22 protein-coding genes and 1 tRNA gene are annotated in these 23478 nt (G+C 55.8%); 13 read left to right on the top strand and 10 right to left on the bottom strand.

Features of this window, described 5'->3' with window-relative positions:
- Nucleotides 1–79: 79 nt before the first annotated feature.
- Nucleotides 80–155: transfer RNA gene (locus HMPREF3140_RS02835), tRNA-Trp, on the top strand.
- A gap of 108 nt (nucleotides 156–263) precedes the next feature.
- Here HMPREF3140_RS02835 and hdfR read toward each other — a convergent pair.
- Nucleotides 264–1085 (bottom strand): HTH-type transcriptional regulator HdfR, encoded by an 822-nt coding sequence (gene hdfR / locus HMPREF3140_RS02830; RefSeq protein ID WP_004181639.1) that lies wholly within the window; start codon nucleotides 1083–1085, stop codon nucleotides 264–266.
- A 118-nt stretch (nucleotides 1086–1203) separates the two neighbouring features.
- On the opposite strand from hdfR, the gene HMPREF3140_RS02825 reads away from it, so the two are divergent.
- Nucleotides 1204–1542, top strand: a complete 339-nt coding sequence (locus HMPREF3140_RS02825) for a MaoP family protein (RefSeq protein ID WP_004146520.1) — start codon at nucleotides 1204–1206, stop codon at nucleotides 1540–1542.
- Nucleotides 1543–1566: 24 nt separating this feature from the next.
- Here HMPREF3140_RS02825 and HMPREF3140_RS02820 read toward each other — a convergent pair whose 3' ends face one another.
- The gene (locus HMPREF3140_RS02820) at nucleotides 1567–3087 is read right to left on the bottom strand and encodes a YifB family Mg chelatase-like AAA ATPase (RefSeq protein ID WP_002883134.1); all 1521 of its coding nucleotides are present in this window, start codon (nucleotides 3085–3087) and stop codon (nucleotides 1567–1569) included.
- Nucleotides 3088–3441: 354 nt separating this feature from the next.
- On the opposite strand from HMPREF3140_RS02820, the gene ilvL reads away from it, so the two are divergent.
- The 7 genes from ilvL (at nucleotide 3442) to ilvA (ending at nucleotide 9985) form a co-directional block, all read left to right on the top strand.
- On the top strand, nucleotides 3442–3540 hold the full coding sequence (gene ilvL, locus HMPREF3140_RS26830; RefSeq protein ID WP_001311244.1) for an ilv operon leader peptide: 99 nt from the start codon (nucleotides 3442–3444) through the stop codon (nucleotides 3538–3540).
- 84 nt (nucleotides 3541–3624) lie between these two features.
- Nucleotides 3625–3678 (top strand): peptide IlvX, encoded by a 54-nt coding sequence (gene ilvX, locus HMPREF3140_RS29605; protein WP_201281575.1) that lies wholly within the window; start codon nucleotides 3625–3627, stop codon nucleotides 3676–3678.
- A gap of 2 nt (nucleotides 3679–3680) precedes the next feature.
- Nucleotides 3681–5327 (top strand): acetolactate synthase 2 catalytic subunit, encoded by a 1647-nt coding sequence (gene ilvG / locus HMPREF3140_RS02810; RefSeq protein WP_002883142.1) that lies wholly within the window; start codon nucleotides 3681–3683, stop codon nucleotides 5325–5327.
- Nucleotides 5324–5581, top strand: a complete 258-nt coding sequence (ilvM, locus tag HMPREF3140_RS02805) for an acetolactate synthase 2 small subunit (protein WP_002883170.1) — start codon at nucleotides 5324–5326, stop codon at nucleotides 5579–5581. Before ilvG ends, ilvM begins: the two co-directional genes overlap by 4 nt.
- A 16-nt stretch (nucleotides 5582–5597) precedes the next feature.
- Entirely contained in the window at nucleotides 5598–6527 is a 930-nt protein-coding gene (gene ilvE, locus HMPREF3140_RS02800; protein WP_002883171.1) for a branched-chain-amino-acid transaminase, read from the top strand.
- A 60-nt stretch (nucleotides 6528–6587) separates the two neighbouring features.
- A complete protein-coding gene (gene ilvD, locus HMPREF3140_RS02795) occupies nucleotides 6588–8438 on the top strand; it encodes a dihydroxy-acid dehydratase (RefSeq protein ID WP_002883173.1) in 1851 nt (616 codons plus the stop codon).
- Nucleotides 8439–8440: 2 nt separating this feature from the next.
- A complete protein-coding gene (gene ilvA, locus HMPREF3140_RS02790; protein WP_070552842.1) occupies nucleotides 8441–9985 on the top strand; it encodes a threonine ammonia-lyase, biosynthetic in 1545 nt (514 codons plus the stop codon).
- Here the strand turns inward: ilvA and ilvY are convergent.
- Nucleotides 9982–10872: an HTH-type transcriptional activator IlvY gene (gene ilvY, locus HMPREF3140_RS02785; RefSeq protein WP_002883176.1), complete on the bottom strand. Its 891-nt coding sequence runs from the start codon at nucleotides 10870–10872 to the stop codon at nucleotides 9982–9984. The two genes, ilvA and ilvY, sit on opposite strands and share 4 nt — an antisense overlap.
- Nucleotides 10873–11024: 152 nt before the next feature.
- On the opposite strand from ilvY, the gene ilvC reads away from it, so the two are divergent.
- Entirely contained in the window at nucleotides 11025–12500 is a 1476-nt protein-coding gene (ilvC, locus tag HMPREF3140_RS02780) for a ketol-acid reductoisomerase (protein ID WP_002883178.1), read from the top strand.
- 203 nt (nucleotides 12501–12703) lie between these two features.
- Here the strand turns inward: ilvC and ppiC (HMPREF3140_RS02775) are convergent, their stop codons facing one another.
- Nucleotides 12704–12985, bottom strand: a complete 282-nt coding sequence (ppiC, locus tag HMPREF3140_RS02775; protein ID WP_002883180.1) for a peptidylprolyl isomerase PpiC — start codon at nucleotides 12983–12985, stop codon at nucleotides 12704–12706.
- Nucleotides 12986–13036: 51 nt separating this feature from the next.
- On the bottom strand, nucleotides 13037–13318 hold the full coding sequence (ppiC, locus tag HMPREF3140_RS02770) for a peptidylprolyl isomerase PpiC (RefSeq protein WP_002883181.1): 282 nt from the start codon (nucleotides 13316–13318) through the stop codon (nucleotides 13037–13039).
- Nucleotides 13319–13430: 112 nt separating this feature from the next.
- On the opposite strand from ppiC (HMPREF3140_RS02770), the gene rep reads away from it, so the two are divergent.
- Nucleotides 13431–15452, top strand: coding sequence for a DNA helicase Rep (rep, locus tag HMPREF3140_RS02765; RefSeq protein WP_070552841.1), 2022 nt, complete (start codon nucleotides 13431–13433; stop codon nucleotides 15450–15452).
- Between the two features lie 4 nt (nucleotides 15453–15456).
- Here rep and HMPREF3140_RS02760 read toward each other — a convergent pair whose 3' ends face one another.
- The 5 genes from HMPREF3140_RS02760 to rhlB all read right to left on the bottom strand — a co-directional run bounded on the left by HMPREF3140_RS02760 (nucleotide 15457) and on the right by rhlB (nucleotide 21209).
- Nucleotides 15457–16179, bottom strand: coding sequence for a DUF554 domain-containing protein (locus HMPREF3140_RS02760; RefSeq protein ID WP_002883185.1), 723 nt, complete (start codon nucleotides 16177–16179; stop codon nucleotides 15457–15459).
- A gap of 62 nt (nucleotides 16180–16241) precedes the next feature.
- Nucleotides 16242–17240, bottom strand: coding sequence for an amidohydrolase family protein (locus tag HMPREF3140_RS02755; RefSeq protein ID WP_004181642.1), 999 nt, complete (start codon nucleotides 17238–17240; stop codon nucleotides 16242–16244).
- Between the two features lie 130 nt (nucleotides 17241–17370).
- The gene (locus tag HMPREF3140_RS02750) at nucleotides 17371–18297 is read right to left on the bottom strand and encodes a LysR family transcriptional regulator (RefSeq protein WP_004177951.1); all 927 of its coding nucleotides are present in this window, start codon (nucleotides 18295–18297) and stop codon (nucleotides 17371–17373) included.
- A gap of 19 nt (nucleotides 18298–18316) precedes the next feature.
- Nucleotides 18317–19825 carry a guanosine-5'-triphosphate,3'-diphosphate diphosphatase gene (gppA, locus tag HMPREF3140_RS02745; RefSeq protein WP_004150419.1) on the bottom strand — a complete coding sequence of 503 codons (1509 nt, stop codon included), beginning with the start codon at nucleotides 19823–19825 and terminating at the stop codon, nucleotides 18317–18319.
- A 118-nt stretch (nucleotides 19826–19943) separates the two neighbouring features.
- A complete protein-coding gene (gene rhlB, locus HMPREF3140_RS02740; protein ID WP_002883222.1) occupies nucleotides 19944–21209 on the bottom strand; it encodes an ATP-dependent RNA helicase RhlB in 1266 nt (421 codons plus the stop codon).
- Between the two features lie 341 nt (nucleotides 21210–21550).
- Between rhlB and trxA the strand changes: the two genes are divergently transcribed.
- Together trxA and rho are read left to right on the top strand one after the other, a co-directional pair.
- A complete protein-coding gene (gene trxA / locus HMPREF3140_RS02735; protein WP_002883224.1) occupies nucleotides 21551–21880 on the top strand; it encodes a thioredoxin TrxA in 330 nt (109 codons plus the stop codon).
- Between the two features lie 330 nt (nucleotides 21881–22210).
- Nucleotides 22211–23470 carry a transcription termination factor Rho gene (gene rho, locus HMPREF3140_RS02730; RefSeq protein ID WP_002883293.1) on the top strand — a complete coding sequence of 420 codons (1260 nt, stop codon included), beginning with the start codon at nucleotides 22211–22213 and terminating at the stop codon, nucleotides 23468–23470.
- Nucleotides 23471–23478: the final 8 nt, after the last annotated feature.

The raw sequence follows: 23478 nt of genomic DNA, 5'->3' as shown, positions 1-23478 counted from the left end.
GGGTTCGAGTCCCGTCCGTTCCGCCACTTATTTAACATTAAGCCTGCTCAAATAGCAGGCTTAGTGGTAAGAAAATTTTAGGGGCGTAGTTCAATTGGTAGAGCACCGGTCTCCAAAACCGGGTGTTGGGAGTTCGAGTCTCTCCGCCCCTGCCATTTATAAGAATCCTTTGCTCAGGCAAAGGATTTTTTTTATCTCTAATCTCCATTGGCAATATCCCCTACGAAAATACCTTGCTGATCTCCGTCCATGGAGAGTAGCGTTTATTCCAGAATAGGGTTTTTCAGGATCTCATGGATCTGCGCCTGCTTATCGCTATTTTGTAACCAGATCGCATAAAGTGGACGGGATAACGTAGCGCTGTCCATGACCGTATGTAACCCATGCTTCTCTTTCGCCCAGCGAACAGGTAGCCAACAGCAGCCGTTCAGGCGCGATAATTGCTGATAGATCAGTTCAGCTGAAGAGGTAGTGAGCAGCGGAACATCATCGCTTCCTATCAGTCCCACTTCGTTTTGCTGAAAATCAGGCCCCCATTCAAGGCGCAAGTAATTCAATTCATTTCTGTTTTTTGCAGGCGATGCGCAATACAGGGCAAGAGTAAAATTACCCAACAGCTGGCTGCTTAATTCATCCATCTTCGGCGATTCGGTGGTGATCAGCAGATCCAACTGGCGTTCGTGAAGCTGTTTAACCAACGACTGCCGCTGCGCGATACGGGCTTCAAACTGGAGATTGTAAGGTGCGCTGTAGAGGGTACCGAGCCAGCTGTTAAGCATACATTCCCACAGGGAGGCGCTGGCCCCAATGGAGAATTCATTATGTCGCGAAGAGTGTGCCACCTCCTTGCGCGCAGCCTGCCAGGTATTCATGAGCGTTTCGGCATAGGGGAGGAGCTTTTCGCCGGCGGTCGTCAGGCGGATGTTATTACGATGACGGGTGAACAGATTCACACCAAGTTGATTTTCCAGCTGACGAATACGAAAGCTGACTGCTGACTGTGTCAGGTAAAGCGCCTCTGCTGCTCGCCCAAAGTGACGAGTTCTACTCACTTCCAGGAAAGTCTTGAGCAATTCCGTATCCACACCGTTCTCCACAAAATTATTTGTCGTGATGATTTAAATGTTTTGTTTGACGCTCTGTCAAGCGTAACTAATACTCCGCGCCATAAATAGCTCGGCCAAAGAATCAGGAGCGTGTAGGATGGCGGAAAGCTTTACGACGACTAATCGTTTTTTCGACAATAAAAATTATCCACGCGGGTTCTCCCGTCACGGTGATTTCACCATCAAAGAGGCGCAACTGCTGGAACGTCATGGTTATGCCTTTAACGAACTGGAACTGGGTAAGCGCGAACCTGTTACCGAAGATGAAAAACAATTTGTCTCGGTGTGCCGTGGTGAACGTGAGCCGGTGACGGAAGCAGAACGCGTATGGATTAAGTATATGGCGCGTATCAAGCGGCCGAAGCGTTTCCATACTCTGTCCGGCGGCAAACCGCAGATGGAAGGCGCTGACGATTACACCGAAAGCGATGACTAAGAAAAAAGGGCGTAAGCCCTTTTTTTACGCCATCATTTTCTGCAGATGGTTGAGCATCCGATCTATTGCCCGATAGCTGAGCGCCTCCTGCAAATGACAGCGTTCAATCTCTTCAACCTCTGCCAGATCGGCAATGGTTCTCGCAACCTTTAACAGACGCTGCCAGGCGCGAATAGAAAGCCCCAGCTGCGTTAGCGTCTGTTCCAGCCAGACAGCATCCTCCCGCCTTAAGCGACAGCAGTTCTTCATTTCACGATTCTCAAGATGGGCATTGAGTTTATTTTGCCTGAGCATTTGTCGTTCACGCGCCGCCAGCACCCGCTGCCGGACCGTTGCGCTCGATTCTTCGCCCTGCGAGCCCTGACTCAGTATTCCTGGCGGCGGCAATGGGATCTCTAAGGAAAGATCGAAGCGGTCGAGGAAGGGGCCTGACAGGCGTCCAAGGTAGCGCAATGTCTGCTCCGGCGATGCACGATTATGTTTACCCTGATAATGTCCTGTCGGGCTTGGATTCATCGCTGCAATAAGCTGAAAGCGCGCCGGATAGTCAATTTTGGCGCGCGAGCGTGATATGTGGATCTTGCCTGACTCAATGGGTTCGCGTAGCGCATCCAGTACCCGCCGCTCAAACTCCGGCAGTTCATCAAGAAACAGCACGCCATTATGGGCCAGGGAAATCTCACCGGGGACCGGTATCGAGCCGCCGCCCACCATCGCTGCCAGCGAGGCGCTATGGTGGGGGGCGCGGAACGGCCTCTGACGCCACCGCGTCTTTGCGGTGTGGAGGTTGACCAGACTCTGTATGGCCGCGCTCTCCAGCGCTTCCTGATTGCTTAATGGCGGCAGGAGACCGGGGAGTCGGCTGGCTAGCATGGTTTTCCCGGTCCCGGGCGGGCCTATCAGGAGCAGGTTGTGACCACCGGCGGCCACAATCTCCAGCGCTCGTTTGCCCTGCTGCTGGCCGATAACATCGAGCAGATCTTCGTAGCGTTCATCCCGAGCAGGCGCCTCGGCGAGAGGCGGCGAAAGCGATGTCTGCCCCGCAAGAAATGCGCAAACCTCCTGCAGATGGTCGGCGACCAGACAATCGCTGCCGCCGATCAGGCCGACCTCCGCCGCATTGTCAGAGGAGACGACAATGCGCCGGCCGGCTTTGATGGCCTCCATTGCGCTGGGGATTGCCCCTGGAACGCCTCGTAACCCACCTGTAAGGGCGAGTTCGCCCACAAACTCATATTGATTCAGTCGCGTCGTGTTGAGCTGCTCTGAGGCAACGAGAAGCGCGAGAGCGATGGGCAGATCGTATCGTCCGCCTTCTTTGGGCAGATCCGCTGGCGCCAGGTTAATGGTTATCTTCTTCGCAGGAAAAGCGTAGCCGCTGTTGATCAGGGCGCTGCGGACCCGGTCGCGGGCCTCTTTCACGGTGGTTTCCGGCAGCCCGACCATAGTTAGACCAGGAAGACCGTTGCTGAGATGAACCTCAACGGTAATCAATGGCGCTTCGATACCGAGCGCCGCGCGAGTATAGACGATAGCGAGCGACATAAAACCTCCTGGACAGAGAAGAATTATGGTTGGCATGACGTAAAGCGAGAATGGAAAAAGTGCGAATTTAGAACTGCGTATCCATACTTTTCGCGGCACATCGTTACATTTAGCCGAAAATGGACGTTTGATCGCAAAACAGAGCTATGTTGGCAAAGAGGGCGCCGAAGAGCGCGGCAGGGGTGAGAAAACTGAATTTTTTTCATTTTTGATTTTTTTCATATAAAACAATTATTTTTATTGAAACCGTTAGGCTGATCAGCAACGAAGATATAAAAAAATCTTGTGCTTTATGTGATGTCTGTGGTAACTCTTTAGGTATTCCTTCGAACAAGAAGCCAGAAAGTATAGAAAATGACAGCCCTTCTACGAGTGATTAGCCTGGTCGTGATTAGCGTGGTGGTGATTATTATCCCACCGTGCGGGGCTGCACTTGGACGAGGAAAGGCTTAGAAATCAAGCCTTAACGAACTAAGACCCCCGCACCGAAAGGTCCGGGGGTTTTTTTATAACTGAAATAACCTAAGCGAGGAGCAGATGATGACTTTTAGCATAAAATTCTGTTTCTCCCGATTTATGACGGGGAACTAACTATGAATGGCGCGCAGTGGGTGGTACATGCTTTGCGGACACAGGGAGTCGACACAGTTTTTGGCTATCCGGGTGGCGCAATTATGCCGGTTTACGATGCACTGTATGACGGCGGCGTGGAGCACCTGCTGTGCCGGCATGAGCAAGGGGCAGCCATGGCGGCCATTGGTTATGCGCGAGCAACCGGTAAAACCGGGGTGTGTATCGCGACATCCGGCCCGGGCGCGACCAATCTGATCACCGGCCTGGCGGACGCCCTGCTTGACTCTATTCCCATCGTAGCCATCACCGGCCAGGTGGCCGCACCCTTCATCGGCACGGATGCGTTCCAGGAAGTAGACGTTCTCGGTTTGTCACTGGCCTGTACTAAGCACAGTTTCCTTGTGCAGTCTCTGGACGAACTGCCGCGGGTTATTGCTGAGGCTTTCCAGGTGGCAAACTCAGGCCGTCCAGGTCCGGTGCTGGTTGATATCCCTAAGGATATTCAGATGGCGCAGGGCGACCTCGATCCCCATTTCTCTACCGTCGCCGATGAGATGGCATTTCCGCAGGCGGAAGTGGCGCAGGCTCTGCAGATGCTGGCCCAATCGCAGCAACCGATGCTGTATGTTGGCGGCGGGGTCGGCATGGCGCAGGCGGTACCGGCTTTGCGCGAATTCCTGGCGGTGACCAGGATGCCGGCAACCTGCACCCTGAAAGGGCTGGGCGTGGTGGATGCTGATTATCCCTATTATCTCGGCATGCTGGGAATGCACGGCACTAAGGCGGCCAACCTGGCGGTACAGGAGTGCGATCTGCTGATCGCCGTCGGCGCGCGCTTTGACGATCGCGTGACCGGTAAGCTCAATACCTTCGCACCGCATGCCAAAGTGATCCACATGGACATCGATCCGGCGGAGCTGAACAAGCTGCGTCAGGCGCATATCGGTCTGACAGGCGATCTGAACTGCCTGCTGCCGGCGCTGCAGCAGCCGTTAGCTATCGATGGCTGGCGCGAGCGGAGTGCCGCACTGCGTGCCGAGCATGCCTGGCGTTACGATCATCCCGGTGAGGCAATCTACGCGCCGCTGCTGCTGAAGCAGCTTTCCGACCGCAAGCCGGCGGACAGCGTGGTGACCACCGACGTTGGCCAGCACCAGATGTGGTCGGCTCAGCATATGACCTATACCCGCCCGGAAAACTTTATCACCTCCAGTGGCTTAGGCACCATGGGCTTTGGCCTGCCGGCCGCCGTTGGCGCCCAGGTGGCGCGCCCTAACGATACGGTGATCTGTATCTCCGGTGACGGCTCCTTCATGATGAATGTACAGGAGCTGGGCACCGTTAAACGCAAGCAGTTACCGCTGAAGATCGTGTTACTCGACAACCAGCGGTTAGGGATGGTTCGACAATGGCAGCAGCTGTTTTTCCAGGAACGTTATAGCGAAACCACTCTGACTGATAACCCTGATTTCCTCACGCTGGCCAGCGCCTTCGGTATTCCTGGCCAACACATCACCCGTAAAGACCAGGTTGAAGCGGCACTCGACACCATGCTTTCGAGCCAGGGGCCATACCTGCTTCATGTCTCAATCGACGAACTTGAGAATGTCTGGCCGTTGGTGCCGCCCGGCGCCAGTAACTCTGAAATGCTGGAGAAATTATCATGATGCAACATCAGGTCGCTTTACAGGCACGTTTCAATCCGGAAACCTTAGAGCGCGTGCTGCGCGTTGTCCGCCACCGGGGTTTCCACATCTGCGCAATGAACATGGAAACCGCGCCGGACGCACAGAACATAAATATCGAATTGACCGTTGCCAGCCCGCGGCCCGTCGAATTACTGTTTAGTCAATTAAGCAAACTGGTCGACGTTGCCTGCGTCGAGATCCAGCAACCCACATCACAACAAATCCGCGCCTGAGCGCAAAGGAAGAAAAATGACGACGAAAAAAGCTGATTACATTTGGTTCAATGGCGAGATGGTTCCGTGGGGCGAAGCGAAAGTTCATGTGATGTCCCATGCGCTGCACTACGGTACCTCGGTATTCGAGGGGATCCGTTGCTACGACTCGCACAAAGGCCCGGTGGTGTTCCGTCATCGCGAACATATGCAGCGTCTGCATGATTCAGCCAAAATTTATCGTTTCCCGGTCTCCCAGAGCGTCGACGAACTGATGGAAGCCTGCCGCGAAGTCATTCGAACCAATAATCTGACCAGCGCTTATATCCGTCCGCTGGTGTTTGTTGGCGATGTCGGCATGGGGGTAAACCCGCCTCCGGGTTACAACACTGACGTGATCATCGCGGCGTTCCCATGGGGAGCCTACCTCGGCGCAGAAGCGCTTGAGCAGGGGATCGATGCAATGGTCTCTTCCTGGAACCGCGCGGCGCCGAACACTATCCCGACGGCAGCGAAAGCCGGTGGTAATTATCTTTCCTCGCTGCTGGTTGGCAGTGAAGCGCGTCGCCATGGCTATCAGGAAGGTATCGCCCTCGATGTTAACGGCTATATCTCCGAAGGCGCAGGGGAAAACCTGTTTGAAGTGAAGGACGGTGTACTGTTCACCCCGCCGTTTACCTCTTCCGCGCTGCCGGGCATTACCCGCGACGCCATTATCAAGCTGGCGAAAGATCTTGGTATCGAAGTCCGCGAGCAGGTGTTGTCCCGTGAATCCCTGTATCTGGCGGATGAAGTCTTCATGTCCGGCACTGCGGCGGAAATCACCCCGGTACGCAGCGTGGACGGCATCCAGGTCGGCGCAGGCCGTCGCGGTCCGGTAACCAAACGCATTCAGGAAGCCTTCTTTGGCCTCTTCACCGGTGAAACAGAAGATAAATGGGGCTGGTTGGATCCGGTAAGTAAGTAATTAAAAATGGGACGGCACGCACCGTCCCATTTAATAAACACAGATGGGAGTAAAAAGAGCATGCCTAAGTACCGTTCCGCCACCACCACACATGGCCGCAATATGGCGGGCGCCCGCGCGTTGTGGCGCGCAACCGGAATGACCGATGCCGATTTCGGCAAACCGATTATCGCCGTCGTTAACTCCTTTACCCAGTTTGTCCCCGGGCACGTGCACCTGCGCGATCTCGGCAAACTGGTTGCCGAGCAGATTGAAGCCGCCGGTGGCGTGGCCAAAGAATTCAACACCATCGCAGTGGATGATGGGATCGCTATGGGCCACGGGGGTATGCTCTATTCACTGCCATCCCGCGAGCTGATCGCCGACTCGGTGGAGTATATGGTTAACGCCCACTGCGCTGATGCCATGGTTTGTATCTCCAACTGCGACAAAATCACCCCGGGGATGCTGATGGCCTCCCTGCGCCTGAACATTCCGGTGATCTTTGTGTCCGGCGGCCCGATGGAAGCCGGGAAGACCAAGCTGTCAGATAAAATCATCAAGCTTGACCTGGTGGATGCGATGATTCAGGGGGCGGATCCGAAAGTGTCCGACGAGCAGAGTAATCAGGTGGAACGCTCCGCCTGCCCGACCTGCGGCTCCTGTTCCGGGATGTTCACGGCGAACTCCATGAACTGCCTGACCGAAGCGCTGGGCCTGTCGCAGCCGGGCAACGGCTCTCTGCTGGCGACCCACGCCGATCGTAAGGAGCTGTTCCTAAACGCCGGGAAACGTATCGTGGAGCTGACCAAACGCTATTACGAGCAGGATGACGCTTCCGCGCTGCCGCGCAATATCGCCAGCAAGGCGGCCTTTGAGAACGCTATGACGCTGGATATCGCCATGGGCGGCTCCACCAATACCGTTCTGCACCTGCTGGCGGCGGCGCAGGAAGCTGAAATCGACTTCACCATGAGCGATATCGATAAGCTCTCCCGCAAAGTGCCGCAGCTGTGTAAGGTGGCGCCGAGCACGCAGAAATACCATATGGAAGATGTGCATCGCGCCGGCGGCGTGCTGGGCATTCTGGGCGAGCTGGACCGCGCCGGGCTGCTGAATCGCGAGGTCAAAAACGTCCTTGGCCTGACGCTGCCGCAGACCCTGGAACAGTACGATGTGATGGTGACCCAGGACGACGCGGTGAAAAAAATGTTCCGCGCCGGCCCGGCGGGCATCCGTACCACCCAGGCGTTCTCGCAAGACTGCCGCTGGGATACCCTGGATGACGATCGCGCCGAAGGCTGTATTCGTTCTCTGGAACACGCTTACAGCAAGGACGGCGGCCTGGCGGTGCTGTACGGCAATTTCGCAGAAAACGGTTGTATCGTGAAAACCGCCGGCGTGGACGACAGCATCCTGAAATTTACCGGTCCGGCGAAAGTATATGAGAGCCAGGACGATGCGGTTGAGGCCATCCTCGGCGGTAAAGTCGTGGAAGGCGACGTCGTGGTGATCCGCTACGAAGGGCCGAAAGGCGGGCCGGGGATGCAGGAAATGCTTTACCCCACCAGCTTCCTGAAGTCGATGGGGCTGGGCAAAGCGTGCGCGCTGATCACCGATGGCCGTTTCTCCGGCGGCACCTCAGGGCTCTCTATCGGCCACGTCTCTCCGGAAGCGGCGAGCGGCGGCAACATTGCGCTCATTGAAGATGGCGACATGATCGCGATTGATATTCCGAACCGCAGCATCCAGCTGCAGCTGAGCGATGCGGAAATTGCGGCGCGTCGTGAAGCCCAGGAAGCGCGTGGCGACCAGGCGTGGACGCCGAAGAATCGCCAGCGTCAGGTCTCCTTTGCTCTTCGCGCCTACGCCAGCCTGGCGACCAGCGCCGACAAAGGCGCGGTACGCGATAAATCCAAGCTGGGTGGCTAATCATGGCGGATTCACAACCCTTGTCCGGCGCCCCTGAGGGCGCCGAGTACCTGCGAGCAGTGCTGCGCGCGCCGGTTTATGAAGCGGTGCAGAAAACGCCGCTGCAAAAAATGGATAAGCTCTCGTCGCGGCTGGATAACGTTATTCTGGTGAAGCGTGAAGATCGCCAGCCGGTACACAGCTTTAAGCTGCGTGGCGCTTACGCGATGATGTCCAGCCTGACTGCCGAACAGAAATCCCACGGGGTGATCACCGCTTCGGCGGGCAACCATGCCCAGGGCGTGGCGTTTTCCGCATCGCGGCTGGGCGTTAAGGCGCTGATCGTGATGCCGGTAGCGACCGCCGATATCAAAGTCGATGCCGTTCGCGGCTTTGGCGGCGAAGTGCTGCTGCACGGCGCCAACTTTGACGAAGCGAAGGCGAGAGCGATTGAGCTGGCGCAACAGCAGGGTTTTACCTGGGTGCCGCCGTTCGATCACCCAATGGTCATCGCCGGACAGGGAACCCTGGCGCTGGAGCTGCTGCAGCAGGATGCCCATATTGACCGCGTATTCGTCCCGGTGGGCGGCGGCGGTCTGGCAGCGGGCGTGGCGGTGCTGATCAAGCAGCTGATGCCGCAGATCAAAGTGATCGCGGTGGAGGCGGAAGATTCTGCTTGCCTGAAGGCGGCGCTGGACGTAGGCCATCCGGTGGATCTGCCGCGCGTCGGCTTGTTTGCCGAAGGCGTGGCGGTCAAACGCATCGGCGATGAAACGTTCCGTTTATGCCAGGAGTATCTGGACGATATCATCACCGTCGATAGCGATGCTATCTGCGCGGCGATGAAAGATCTGTTCGAAGATGTGCGGGCGGTGGCGGAGCCTTCCGGCGCGCTGGGGCTGGCGGGGATGAAAAAGTATATCGCCCAGCATAACATCCGCGGCGAGCGTCTGGCTCATATTCTGTCCGGGGCCAACGTCAACTTCCATGGCCTGCGCTACGTGTCCGAGCGCTGCGAGCTCGGGGAACAGCGGGAAGCGCTGCTGGCGGTGACGATCCCGGAAGAGAAAGGTAGCTTTTTGAAGTTTTGCCAGCTACTGGGGGGCCGCTCAGTGACGGAGTTCAACTACCGCTTTGCCGATGCCAAAGACGCCTGTATTTTTGTCGGGGTACGGCTGAGTCGTGGCCTGGAAGAGCGGAAAGAGATCCTCCAGTTACTGAACGACGGCGGCTACAGCGTGGTGGATCTCTCTGATGATGAGATGGCTAAGCTGCATGTGCGCTATATGGTCGGCGGCCGGCCGTCAAAAGCGCTGCAGGAGCGGCTGTTCAGCTTCGAGTTTCCGGAATCGCCGGGGGCGCTGCTGAAATTCCTGCATACCCTTGGCACCCACTGGAATATTTCACTGTTCCACTACCGCAGCCACGGCACTGACTATGGTCGGGTACTGGCGGCCTTCGAGTTGGGCGAGCACGAGCCGGACTTTGAAACTCGTCTCAATGAGCTGGGCTATGAGTGCCACGACGAAACGCATAACCCGGCATTCCGCTTTTTCCTCGCGGGTTAGTGGTTGGGAAGAATTTTCCAGAAAGCATCAATAAGCGGCTCATGCAGCCGCTTTTTTTGTGCGCAAACGCCCAGCTCAAACGGCGTTTGCTCATCGCTGCGCTCCAGGATCATCACCCTGTTGCGTACCGGCTCCGGACTGTTCTCCAGCACCACTTCCGGCAGCAGCGCCACGCCGCATCCCAGGGCGACCATCGACACCATCGCTTCGTGCCCGCCGACGGTGGCGTAGATCGACGGATTGCTGATTTTATGCCGCCGAAACCACAGCTCGATGCGCCGACGTACCGGCCCCTGGTCGGCCATGATAAAGGGCACTGTCGACCAGTCGGGGCGCTCGACGGTCACCTGGTTGCGCACCGGGCAGGGAAGGGCCGGGGCAATTAACACCACGGCGAGGTTCTCCAGCATCGAAAACGCCACCGACCCTGGCAGAGTCTCCGGCTTACCGGCAATCGCCAGGTCGGCTTCGCCGGTGACGACCTTCTCCATAGCGTCGGCGGCGTCGCCGGTCGAGAGCTTGATCTCCACCGAGGGGTGCGCGGCGCGAAAGCGGTCGAGGATCGGCGGCAGATGGCTATAGGCGGCGGTGACAGAGCAGAAGATATGCAGCTCGCCGGAGAGCGAAGGGCCCTGCTGATCGATGACGTGACGAAGCTGCTGGTACTGCAATAAAGTTTGCTGGGCAAAGGTACGTAACTCTTCCCCGGCTTCGGTAAGGGTCACCGTGCGATTATCTCGCACGAACAGCGGCTGGCCGAGGTCCTCTTCCAGGCGTTGGATCTGGCGCGAAAGCGTCGACGGGCTGACGTGCATGGCCCGCGCGCTGCGGCCAAAATGGCGGCTTTCCGCCAGATGCAGAAAGGTTTTCAGATCGCGTAAATCCACGGCGCGTACTCCCCGGTTTTGTATTTCATAAAATGCAACGTGACGTTGTGAATATATCAATTTCCGCAATAAAATTCCTGTCATATAGTAAGTTCATTCTCGCAAAAGCGAACCGAACAATAAGCACGACACAACATCACGGAGTTACAGACATGGCTAACTACTTTAATACACTGAACCTGCGCCAGCAGCTGGCACAGCTGGGCAAATGCCGCTTTATGGCGCGCGACGAATTCGCCGATGGCGCAAGCTACCTTCAGGGTAAAAAAGTGGTCATCGTCGGCTGCGGCGCGCAGGGCCTGAACCAGGGTCTGAACATGCGTGACTCCGGCCTGGATATCTCCTATGCGCTGCGTAAAGAAGCGATCGCTGAGAAGCGCGCCTCCTGGCGTAAAGCGACTGAAAACGGCTTCAAAGTCGGCACTTATGAAGAGCTGATCCCGCAGGCGGACCTGGTGGTTAACCTGACGCCGGACAAACAGCACTCAGACGTTGTGCGCTCCGTACAGCCGCTGATGAAAGACGGCGCAGCGCTGGGTTACTCCCACGGCTTCAACATCGTGGAAGTGGGCGAGCAAATCCGTAAAGACATCACCGTGGTGATGGTGGCGCCGAAGTGCCCGGGCACCGAAGTGCGTGAAGAGTACAAACGCGGTTTCGGCGTACCGACGCTTATCGCGGTACACCCGGAAAACGACCCGAAAGGCGAAGGCATGGCGATTGCCAAAGCATGGGCTGCGGCGACAGGCGGCCACCGCGCGGGCGTGCTGGAATCTTCCTTCGTGGCGGAAGTGAAATCTGACCTGATGGGCGAGCAAACCATCCTTTGCGGCATGCTGCAGGCGGGTTCTCTGCTGTGCTTCGACAAGCTGGTGGCGGAAGGTACCGATCCGGCGTATGCAGAAAAACTGATTCAGTTCGGCTGGGAAACCATCACCGAAGCGCTGAAGCAGGGCGGCATCACCCTGATGATGGATCGCCTCTCCAACCCGGCGAAACTGCGCGCTTATGCGCTGTCCGAGCAGCTGAAAGAGATCATGGCGCCGCTGTTCCAGAAACACATGGACGACATTATCTCCGGCGAATTCTCCTCCGGCATGATGGCGGACTGGGCGAATGATGATAAGAAACTGCTGACCTGGCGTGAAGAGACCGGCAAAACCGCCTTCGAAACCGCGCCGCAATATGAAGGCAAAATCGGCGAGCAGGAGTACTTCGATAAAGGCGTTCTGATGATCGCGATGGTGAAAGCGGGCGTTGAGCTGGCCTTCGAAACCATGGTGGCCTCCGGCATCATCGAAGAGTCTGCTTACTACGAATCACTGCATGAGCTGCCGCTTATCGCCAACACCATCGCCCGTAAGCGTCTGTATGAGATGAACGTGGTTATTTCCGATACCGCTGAATATGGTAACTACCTGTTCTCTTACGCTTGCGTACCGCTGCTGAAAGAGTTCATGACCACCCTGCAGACCGGCGACCTGGGCACAGCGATTGCCGAAGGCGCGGTAGATAACGCGCAGCTGCGCGATGTGAACGAAGCGATTCGCAGCCACGCTATCGAGCAGGTTGGTAAGAAACTGCGCGGTTATATGACCGATATGAAGCGTATCGCGGTAGCCGGCTAATTCCTCGTCGTCTTTCGACTTGCCAATGCGATGGCTACGGTACGTACACCCCAGTCACATAGTAATCTTTGTTCCTGGGGATGTACTTCCTTGCCGCCTTCCGGCAAGCCGAAATCCATAGAGGCATGGATTTGTTTAGTAGGCCTGATAAGCGAAGCGCCATCAGGCAAAAACCCGGAGATTAAGATCCCCGGGTTTTTTTATTATTTCCGGTACAGCACTTTGATGATGTGGTAGCCGAACTGGGTATGCAGCGGGCCGGTTGGCTCCAGTTCAGGGCAGGAGAAGACCACTTTATCGAAGGCCGGTACCATCTGGCCCTGGCGGAACTCACCCAGATCGCCGCCGCGTTTGCCTGACGGACAAATGGAGTGTTTCTTTGCCAGCTTGCCGAAATCGGCGCCGTTTTTGAGCTGCTCGAGCAGATCGAGCGCCAGTTTCTCTTCTTTTACCAGGATATGCAGTGCTGCCGCGGTTTTAGCCATGATTGCGCCTTGAGTGAGTTGGGATAAATCAGGGCGCCATAGTATCACGCGCTAGCGGCGATACAGCACCTTGATGATGTGGTAGCCGAATTTGGTTTTCACCGGGCCATAGGGTTTGAGCAGCGGACAGCTGAAGACGGCTTGATCAAACGGACCGACCATCGCGCCTTGCTGAAACTCGCCTAAGTCGCCGCCGTTGCGGCCAGACGGACATTTAGAATAGCGTTTCGCCAGATGATCGAAGCTGACGCCCCGCTCCAGTTTGGCGAGGATCTCCAGCGCCAGTTTCTCTTCTTTGACCAGGATATGCAGGGCCGCTGCGCTTTTTGCCATGACATCATTCTCAGGATGGTTTGCGTGGCTGACACTTTACCATCAGTCAGTAAATCTCGGCTCCGCTTTCTGCTACAATCCCCACCCCGTTCGAAGATTGAGCAAGACTCCCATGCGTTTAAACCCTGGCCAACAACAAGCCGTCGAATTCGTCACCGGACCGTGCCTGGTGCTGGCGGGCGCCGGTTCCGGTAAGACCCGCGTTATTACGAATAAAATCGCCCACCTGATCCGCGGCTGCGGCTATCAGGCGCGCCATATCGCGGCCGTGACCTTTACCAACAAAGCCGCGCGCGAGATGAAAGAGCGCGTTGGGCAAACGCTGGGGCGCAAAGAGGCGCGTGGCCTGATGATTTCCACCTTCCACACTTTGGGGCTGGATATCATTAAGCGCGAATACGCTGCGCTGGGTATGAAGTCTAACTTTTCCTTATTCGACGATACCGACCAGGTGGCGCTGCTTAAGGAACTGACCGAAGGATTGATCGAAGATGACAAAGTGGTGCTTCAGCAGCTGATCTCGACGATCTCCAACTGGAAAAACGATCTAAAAACCCCGGCTCAGGCCGCCGCTGGCGCGAAAGGCGAACGGGATCGTATTTTCGCCCACTGCTATGGGCTATACGACGCGCACATGAAGGCCTGCAATGTCCTCGATTTTGACGATCTGATCCTGCTGCCAACGCTGCTGCTGCAGCGCAACGAGGAGGTGCGCGAGCGCTGGCAAAATAAGATCCGCTGCCTGCTGGTGGATGAGTATCAGGATACCAATACCAGCCAGTATGAGCTGGTGAAACTGCTGGTGGGTCAGCGGGCGCGCTTTACCGTGGTGGGCGATGACGACCAGTCGATCTACTCCTGGCGCGGCGCGCGGCCGCAGAACCTGGTGCTGCTCAGCCAGGACTTCCCGGCGCTGCGGGTGATCAAGCTTGAGCAGAACTACCGCTCATCCGGGCGTATTCTGAAAGCCGCCAACATTTTGATCGCTAATAACCCTCACGTCTTTGAAAAGCGGCTGTTCTCCGAACTGGGATATGGCGCAGAGCTGAAAGTGCTCTCCGCCAACAATGAAGATCATGAAGCGGAGCGCGTGGCCGGGGAGCTGATCGCCCACCACTTCATTAATAAAACCAATTACAAAGACTACGCGATCCTTTATCGCGGCAATCACCAGTCGCGGGTCTTTGAAAAGATGCTGATGCAGAACCGCATCCCGTACAAAATCTCCGGCGGCACGTCGTTCTTTTCGCGTCCGGAAATTAAAGATCTGCTGGCCTATCTGCGCGTGCTGACCAACCCGGACGACGACAGCGCCTTCCTGCGTATCGTCAACACGCCGAAGCGCGAGATCGGCCCGGCGACGCTGCAAAAGCTCGGTGAGTGGGCGATGGGCCGCAACAAAGGATTGTTCACCGCCAGCTTTGATATGGGTCTCAGCCAGACGCTGACCGGGCGCGGCTATGAATCCCTCACCCGCTTCACCCACTGGCTACGCGAGATCCAGCAGCTGGCCGAACGCGAGCCGGTCAACGCCGTGCGCGATTTGATTCGCGGGATCGACTACGAATCCTGGCTGTATGAAACCTCGCCCAGCCCGAAAGCCGCGGAAATGCGCATGAAAAACGTCAACCAGCTGTTTACCTGGATGACCGAGATGCTGGAAGGCAGCGAAATCGATGAGCCGATGACCCTGACCCAGGTGGTCACCCGCTTTACCCTGCGCGACATGATGGAGCGCGGCGAATCGGATGAAGAGCTGGATCAGGTGCAGCTGATGACTCTCCATGCGTCAAAGGGGCTGGAGTTCCCCTACGTCTATCTGGTGGGAATGGAAGAGGGATTGCTGCCGCACCAAAGCAGCATTGATGAAGATAACGTCGATGAAGAGCGACGGTTAGCCTACGTTGGCATCACCCGTGCGCAGAAAGAGCTGACCTTTACGCTCTGTAAGGAGCGCCGGCAATATGGCGAGCTGGTGCGTCCTGAACCGAGTCGTTTTCTGCTGGAGCTACCTCAGGACGACCTTATCTGGGAGCAGGCACGCAAAACCATTACGCCTGAAGAGCGGATGCAAAAAGGCCAGGCCAACGTAGCTAATATTCGGGCGATGCTGGCAAAGGCGAAAAAAGCTTAGCGTCTCAGGCGATAAACTGCTGCCAGGCGGCGGAGAAGGGCATCACCAGTATTAGCGAGGGCAGCATATTGGCGGTAGGGAAGGCACGGATCCCGCACAGACGGAAACCGGTCGCCAGCATAATGATGCCGCCGCAGGCGGTGAAGTCGGCGATCATCGACGGATTGATTAACGCCATGATAAAGGTTGCCGCGAAAAACAGGATAACGAAAACAATCAGCTGGGGAATAAAGATCACGGTGATGATATACCCCAGCGTGGAGGCGAAAATCGCGGCAGTAAAAAAGTCGAGGATCGACTTGGTCAGCAGAATGGTCGGGTCGCCGGTCATCCCTTCGGTTAAGGCGCCGAAGATGCCGGTACCGCTGGCGCAGAACAGGATCAGCACGGCGATAAACTGATTCATAAAATCTTCCGCACCGACGCTGGCGCTGGACTGCGCCGGAAAGATACGTTCAATGGGGCTGCGCAGCGTTGTTCCGGCTCGTTCAATCCATTTTTCAATATTCAACAGGCCGCCGATAATCGTGCCGACAATAATAGCCAGGGCAATCGGCGGCAGGTTATGCAATTTATTGACAAAGAATATGCCCATACTGATTGAGATCAGTCCGGCGATCAACGGTAAGGTTTTTTTGAAATGTTCCGGAATAAAACGATTCAGTGAAGCGCCCGCCAGCGCACCAACGAGAAGCGAGCCGCTACAGACAAATATACCTATAGCCATAATTTATTTTCCCTAATAAAAATCAGGGCCTGAATATACAGGCCCTGAAATATTTAAATTAATTATTTAATGTTAAATACGCGGCTGGCATTACCCCAGGCGATTTTCTCTTTCAGGCCTGCTTCAAGTTCTAAAGGATCAAACCAGTCGCAGGCCTGATGAATATCTTCATACGGATAATCGACAGAGAACATCACGCGATCGGCGCCCATGACTTCAATAGCATTATTCAGTGAATGGGTATTGAAATGGCCGCTGGTGGTAACGATGAAGTTATTCTGCAGGTAGTGCATTAACGGTTTTTCCGCTTTACCCAAACCGCAGCCGAAACGCTGACGATAGAGACGATGTTGAGTGCGCGGCAGCATATGTACCAGCCCTTCGCCGAGGTGACCCAGCACCAGATTGAGGTTAGGATAACGATCGAACAAACCGCTCATCATCAGACGAATAGCATGCACTGCCGTTTCCTGAGCGAAGCCCCAGGCAGAGCCGATCAGGCTTTCGTAACCGGTATAGATGCCACGCGCCGGGCCTTCCAGCGGTTCACGAGGATGCAGATAGACAGGCACGTTCAGCTCGTTGACCTTATCCCAGAATACCAGCATGGATTCGTCATCAAGATACAGGCCATGCTCGCTATCTTTAACGTTGGTGTAGCCGTTGATCAGCGCACCTTTCATGCCTAACTTTTTCACGGCGCGCTCCAGCTCTTCCGCCGCGGCTTCCGGGTTCTGCAATGCCAGGGTGGCGAAGGCGCTGAATTTGTCCGGATTTGGCTTAACATAATTCTCAACGATAAAATCGTTGGTATCGCGGGCAAAAGAGACGGCTTTGGCTTTATCTAAAATAGACTGGGCGCCAGGTGAAGTCAGAGAAAGAATTACATGATCAATATGACGCTGCGCCATTTCTTCCAGCTGAATGCTGCGATCCAGCAGGCGGCGTTCAACATCTTTCATATATTCTGTGCCGTTACGACCTGCTTCACCAGATGAATCCCACAGACGGTTATTTTCAGGAGTGGATACGTGTTCTTCTAAAGCAATTTTTCCGCGCATGATATTTTCCTTGCGATATGAGTCAGTGTGGCTTGATGCGAGGAGAATAAAAGCTTTCACGTATTACCAGCAATAAACCAAACGTAATAGGGGTTATTAATAAAACCAATACACGGGCGTATTTTGTTACTTAGATTTTAATAGAAGTACTCTGCTGTGCGGGATCGGCAAGCGTAGCGATCAGCGAGCGTAGCCAGATATGTCCGGGATCGCGGTGCAGCCGCTGATGCCAGACCTGACGGATGGCGATTTTGGCGAGGGGAAAAGGCAGCGGCCAGCTGCGGCAGGGATAGCGCCGGGTGATATGCCGCGCCACCTGTTCCGGGACGACGGCAATCATATCGCTTTCGGCCACCAGCTCACCGGTACCTAAAAAACTTGGTAACGTTAGCGCAATGCGCCGGGGCATGTGGTGCTCATCAAGCAGCTTATCCATATCGCCATGGGCAGTCCCCTCCACGCGGATCGCCAGATGCTTTTCCTGGCGCCAGTCTTCGGCGCGGAGCTGTGCGCGAATGCGAGGATGGTTTTCCGCAGCCAGGCAGACATATGATTGATCGAAGAGATGTTGCTGGTAGACGCTTTCCGGAAGCTGCGTCAGATAGCCGATCGCGAGATCGCATTTCCCGGATTCGAGGGCGTTGAGGGTCTGCTCATCCAGATTCTGTACCGTAAAGGTGATCCCGTCCGCCGCCTGCTGCTGGAGCGCAATTTGCAATAAAGGCAGCAGCGTCATTTGGCTGATATCGGTCATACCGATCGTAAAATTACGCTGGCTCTGCTGGGGAAGAAATTCAGGTTTGACCGCTAAATCGTTATCGACAAGCTGGAGAAGAGTCGAGATGGTGGGGGCGATCGCGTCCGCTCGCGGCGTCGGGATCATCCGCTGCCCGACCCGGACAAACAGCGGGTCAGCAAAATGATCTCGTAGTTTTTTCAGCAAAAGGCTGCCGGTGGGCTGGCTGATATCGAGCGCGTCCGCTGCTGGGGAAACATTGCCCAAGCGGTAGAGCGCAGAGAAAAAGCGTAGCGATTTGAAATCCAGTTCTTCCCGCATCCGCCCTCCTGGCTGGATATTATTTCAGCGTATCGCCGCTGGCGACCCGAAGTATCCAGTGGACGTAGCTTTGCCACTGACACTCCTGATCGACCATCTCCCGACCCAGCGGATGTTCATCCAGCCAGTTTCCCGGCAATATCAGCGTCAGTTGTTCGTCTTGAGCGGTCAGCTGAATGGCGGGCAACAGATCGTCGCGCCGCCGGCTGGCAAACAGGATTGCCAGTCGCAGCAGACGACACAGATGCTCAGCCACCCGCGGTGGGACGGCATTCTGTTGATGAAGCGAAGAGAGGTCGATAGCGTTAGTCTGGTTAAGGAGCAGCGTGGCAATCAGCTTCTTCTGCGCCGGGGTAAAGCCCGGCAGGTCGAGGTTATTGACCAGATAGGCGGCGTGCTGCGGCGCGCGCTTAAAATCCACGCTCAGCCCAATCTCATGCAGCGCACAGGCGCTAAGGAGTAAATCACGGCTTAGCGGATCCAGCTCCCAGCTGCCATCCAACTGACTGAGCAGATGACTGGCAAGGCCGCCGACGCGCTGGGCCTGTTCGGTGTCGATCATAAAACGACGCTGAATATTACGCAGCGTGCGGCTGCGGATGTCCTGCTCAACGGAGAGATGCAGCATGCCGTACACCAGGCCTTCGCGTAACGCGCCGCCCGCGAGGGTCATACACTGAATATTCAGTTCGCTGAAGATAGCGATCAGGATCGCCAGCCCGCTAGGAAACACCAGCGCCCGCTCAAGGGTTAAGCCTTCGATCTCCAGCTCTTCCAGACGTCCGCACTGGATAGCGCGCTGTTTAAGCTGCTGGAGTTTGGCGAGGGTGATTCGTTCATCCATCCCCTGCGCCATCATAATTTCCTGCAGAGCCTGAACGGTGCCGGAGGCGCCAACGCACACTTTCCATCCGTGATAGCGCAGCACATCGGCGACGGGCAGTAGTACCTCGCGCGCAGCCGCTTCGGCGAGATCGAAATTCTCTTTCGTCAGACTACGGTCGGCAAAATAGCGTTCAAGCCAGGTGACACAGCCCATCGACAGGCTAAACAGCGAGGTTGTTTGTGCGCCGGTCCCGGTCACCAGCTCGGTGCTGGCACCGCCGATATCGACCACCAGGCGCTGATCGGCGCCGCCGGTGGTGTGGGCGACACCCTGGTAAATCAGGCGCGCTTCTTCTTCGCCGCTGATCACTTGCACTGGAGTGCCGAGGATCTCCTGCGCTTTCGCCAGAAACTCCCCCGCATTGACGGCAAGACGCAGCGTGGCGGTGGCCACGACGCGGATTTGCGTCGGCGGAATATCCTGCAGGCGCTCGGCAAACAGGCGTAAGCACTGCCAGCCCCGTTCCATCGCTTCTGCGGAGAGGGTGTTGTCGCTATTCAGGCCGGCGGCCAGTCGAACCTTACGCTTAATGCGGCTCAGCGTCTGGATGCTGCCCGCCACCTCGCGCACCACCAACATATGGAAACTATTGGAGCCCAAATCAATGGCGGCATATAGCGAGGTGGAGCTCATACTCTTCATCGTTCAGAAGGCTCCCTGGTCGGTGGGGCGCTTAGGCCCGATCCACATCACTGAGCGGGTCGCCAGAGGAAGGTCGCCCTGGCAGATTCTGAATGACTGAGCGTATGGCATAGATCTCTTAACCTGAACGACGACGATTGCGCGGTGGACCGTTACGGCGCGGGCCGTTGCCTGGGCGCGCACGGGTCAGACGCAGCGGCTTAGGCAGGTCGGTCATCAGCGCGTCCGGGTTGTACTTACTGACCGGAATTGAGTGACCAATATAGGTTTCGATCGCCGGCAGATTCAGCGCATACTCTTCGCAGGCGAGGCTAATGGAGTGACCGCTGGCGCCAGCGCGACCGGTACGGCCGATGCGGTGAACGTAATCTTCGCAGTCGTCCGGCAGATCGTAGTTAAAGACGTGAGTCACGGCCGGAATATGTAAGCCACGGGCGGCAACATCGGTCGCGACCAGAATATCGAGGTCGCCACGGGTAAATTCTTCGAGAATGCGCAGACGTTTTTTCTGCGCCACGTCGCCGGTCAGCAGACCTACGCGATGGCCGTCGGCGGCGAGATGGCCCCAGATATCTTCGCAACGGTGCTTGGTATTGGCGAAAACGATGGCGCGATCGGGCCACTCTTCTTCCAGCAGCGTCTGCAGCAGGCGCATTTTTTCTTCATTGGAAGGGTAGAAGAGCTCTTCTTTAATACGGTGGCCTGTCTTCTGTTCCGGCTCGACTTCAACGTACTCGGCGTTATTCATTTGTTCGAACGCCAGTTCGCGGACGCGATAAGAAAGGGTCGCGGAGAACAGCATGTTCAGGCGCTGAGTGGCCGGCGGCATGCGGCGGAACAGCCAGCGGATATCTTTAATAAAGCCGAGATCGTACATGCGATCGGCTTCGTCCAGCACGACAACCTGAATGGCGCCGAGGTTAATGTGGTTCTGCTTCGCGTAATCGATCAGACGACCAGTGGTGCCGATCAGAATATCGACGCCGCTTTCCAGCACTTTCAACTGCTTATCGTAGCCGTCGCCGCCGTAAGCCAGACCCAGCTTCAGACCGGTGGCCTGCGCCAGTGGCTCAGCGTCGGCGTGGATCTGTACCGCCAGTTCACGCGTCGGCGCCATAATCAGCGCGCGCGGTTGGTTAACTTGGCGATCGGCGATAGCCGGGTGAGAGAGAAGATAATGAAACGTTGACGTCAGGAACGCCATCGTTTTACCGGTACCGGTTTGCGCCTGCCCGGCGACATCGCGGCCTTCCAGCGTCAGCGGAAGGGCGAGGGCCTGAATGGGTGTGCAATTATGAAACCCTTTCTTTTCAAGGGCTTCAATGACTGCCGGGTGCAGGGCGAAGTCGGAAAACTTCTGTTCTGTTAAATGTGTTTTGCTCATAGTGTGGTAGAATATCAGCTAACTATTGCATTAAGAAAGCGTATCCGGTGAAATAACGTCAACCTTTCGTTGGCGGTGTACGAAATTATTCAAGGTACGTCTACGGTAACTGAACGAATCCAGGATAGCTTAGACTACTAAGCGAGTCGGGAGCGATAAATCTGCAGCATGCAGTTCGCGTTCGGGCACCCTGGCGTCAACAGGCGAGTCCATGATGGATTGCGCCAGTTGGCAGGCCAGAGAATTGAGGTATCCTGAAGAATAGCGTGCATAACGTAGCCGCAGCGCGTCGTTGATGGCTACGACACCAACACACCAGGCTTATTCCTGTGGAGTTAAATATGAGCGATAAAATTATTCACCTGACTGACGACAGTTTTGACACGGACGTACTCAAGGCTGACGGGCTGACCCTCGTCGATTTCTGGGCAGAGTGGTGTGGTCCGTGCAAAATGATCGCCCCGATTCTGGATGAGATCGCTGAAGAGTATCAGGGCAAACTGACCGTAGCTAAGCTGAACATTGACCAGAACCCGGGCACTGCGCCGAAATACGGCATTCGCGGTATCCCAACCCTGCTGCTGTTTAAAAACGGCGAAGTGGCGGCCACTAAAGTTGGCGCACTGTCCAAGGGTCAGCTGAAAGAGTTCCTCGACGCTAACCTGGCGTAAGCGAATTGCTGTTCCGGCGTCCAGATTCCTATTTTTTGCGGAACTCTGGACGCCCGGCTGGAGTCGTGCTAAGTTAATCCACAGACTTCGTTTTAAACATACCTTGTTTGAATCTTGTTTTACCCGAAGCATCCCGCATAAATGCGCGTGAAGCTAATAATTCCGGGCTTTTCACTCATTCCGTCTAGTCGTTTCAGTTCTGCGTTCTTTCCTGTGACCAGGCAACGTACAGACACGAGATGAAGGCCGTTAACAGGCATGGAAGTTCCTGCCATACCATTCACAACATTAAGTTCGAGATTTACCCCGAGTTTAAGAACCCACACCACTATGAATCTTACCGAATTAAAGAATACGCCGGTTTCTGAGCTGATTACTCTCGGCGAAAATATGGGGCTGGAAAACCTGGCTCGTATGCGTAAGCAGGATATTATTTTTGCCATCCTCAAGCAGCATTCGAAGAGTGGCGAAGATATCTTTGGCGACGGCGTACTGGAGATACTGCAGGATGGATTTGGATTCCTCCGCTCCGCAGACAGCTCCTACCTCGCCGGCCCTGACGACATCTACGTATCCCCCAGCCAAATCCGCCGTTTCAACCTCCGCACTGGTGACACCATTTCCGGTAAGATTCGTCCTCCGAAAGAGGGTGAACGTTACTTTGCGCTGCTGAAAGTTAACGAAGTTAACTACGACAAGCCGGAAAACGCGCGTAACAAGATCCTGTTCGAGAACTTAACGCCGCTGCACGCGAACTCTCGCCTGCGTATGGAGCGTGGTAACGGTTCTACCGAAGACTTAACCGCTCGCGTACTGGATCTGGCCTCCCCGATTGGCCGCGGCCAGCGTGGTCTGATCGTCGCGCCGCCGAAAGCCGGTAAAACCATGCTGCTGCAGAACATCGCGCAGAGCATCGCATACAACCACCCGGACTGTGTCCTGATGGTACTGCTGATCGACGAACGTCCGGAAGAAGTGACCGAGATGCAGCGTCTGGTGAAAGGTGAAGTGGTTGCTTCCACCTTTGACGAGCCGGCATCGCGTCACGTGCAGGTTGCCGAGATGGTTATTGAGAAAGCGAAACGTCTGGTTGAACACAAGAAAGACGTTATCATCCTGCTCGACTCTATTACCCGTCTGGCGCGTGCCTACAACACCGTGGTTCCGGCTTCCGGTAAAGTGTTGACCGGTGGTGTGGACGCCAACGCCCTGCACCGTCCGAAGCGTTTCTTTGGTGCGGCACGTAACGTCGAGGAGGGCGGTAGTCTGACCATCATCGCCACGGCGCTGATCGACACCGGTTCCAAAATGGACGAAGTTATCTACGAAGAGTTTAAAGGCACCGGTAATATGGAACTGCACCTCTCTCGTAAGATTGCTGAAAAACGCGTCTTCCCGGCTATCGACTACAACCGTTCCGGTACCCGTAAAGAAGAGCTGCTTACCACTCAGGAAGAGCTGCAGAAAATGTGGATCCTGCGCAAAATTATCCATCCGATGGGTGAGATTGATGCGATGGAATTCCTCATCAATAAGCTGGCAATGACCAAGACGAATGATGACTTCTTCGATATGATGAAGCGCTCGTAAGGTAAAAA

The sequence above is a fragment of the Klebsiella sp. HMSC16A12 genome (assembly GCF_001808265.1).
Classification (GTDB): Bacteria; Pseudomonadota; Gammaproteobacteria; order Enterobacterales; family Enterobacteriaceae; genus Klebsiella; species Klebsiella pneumoniae.
This window is presented reverse-complemented; position numbering and strand designations above follow the sequence as displayed.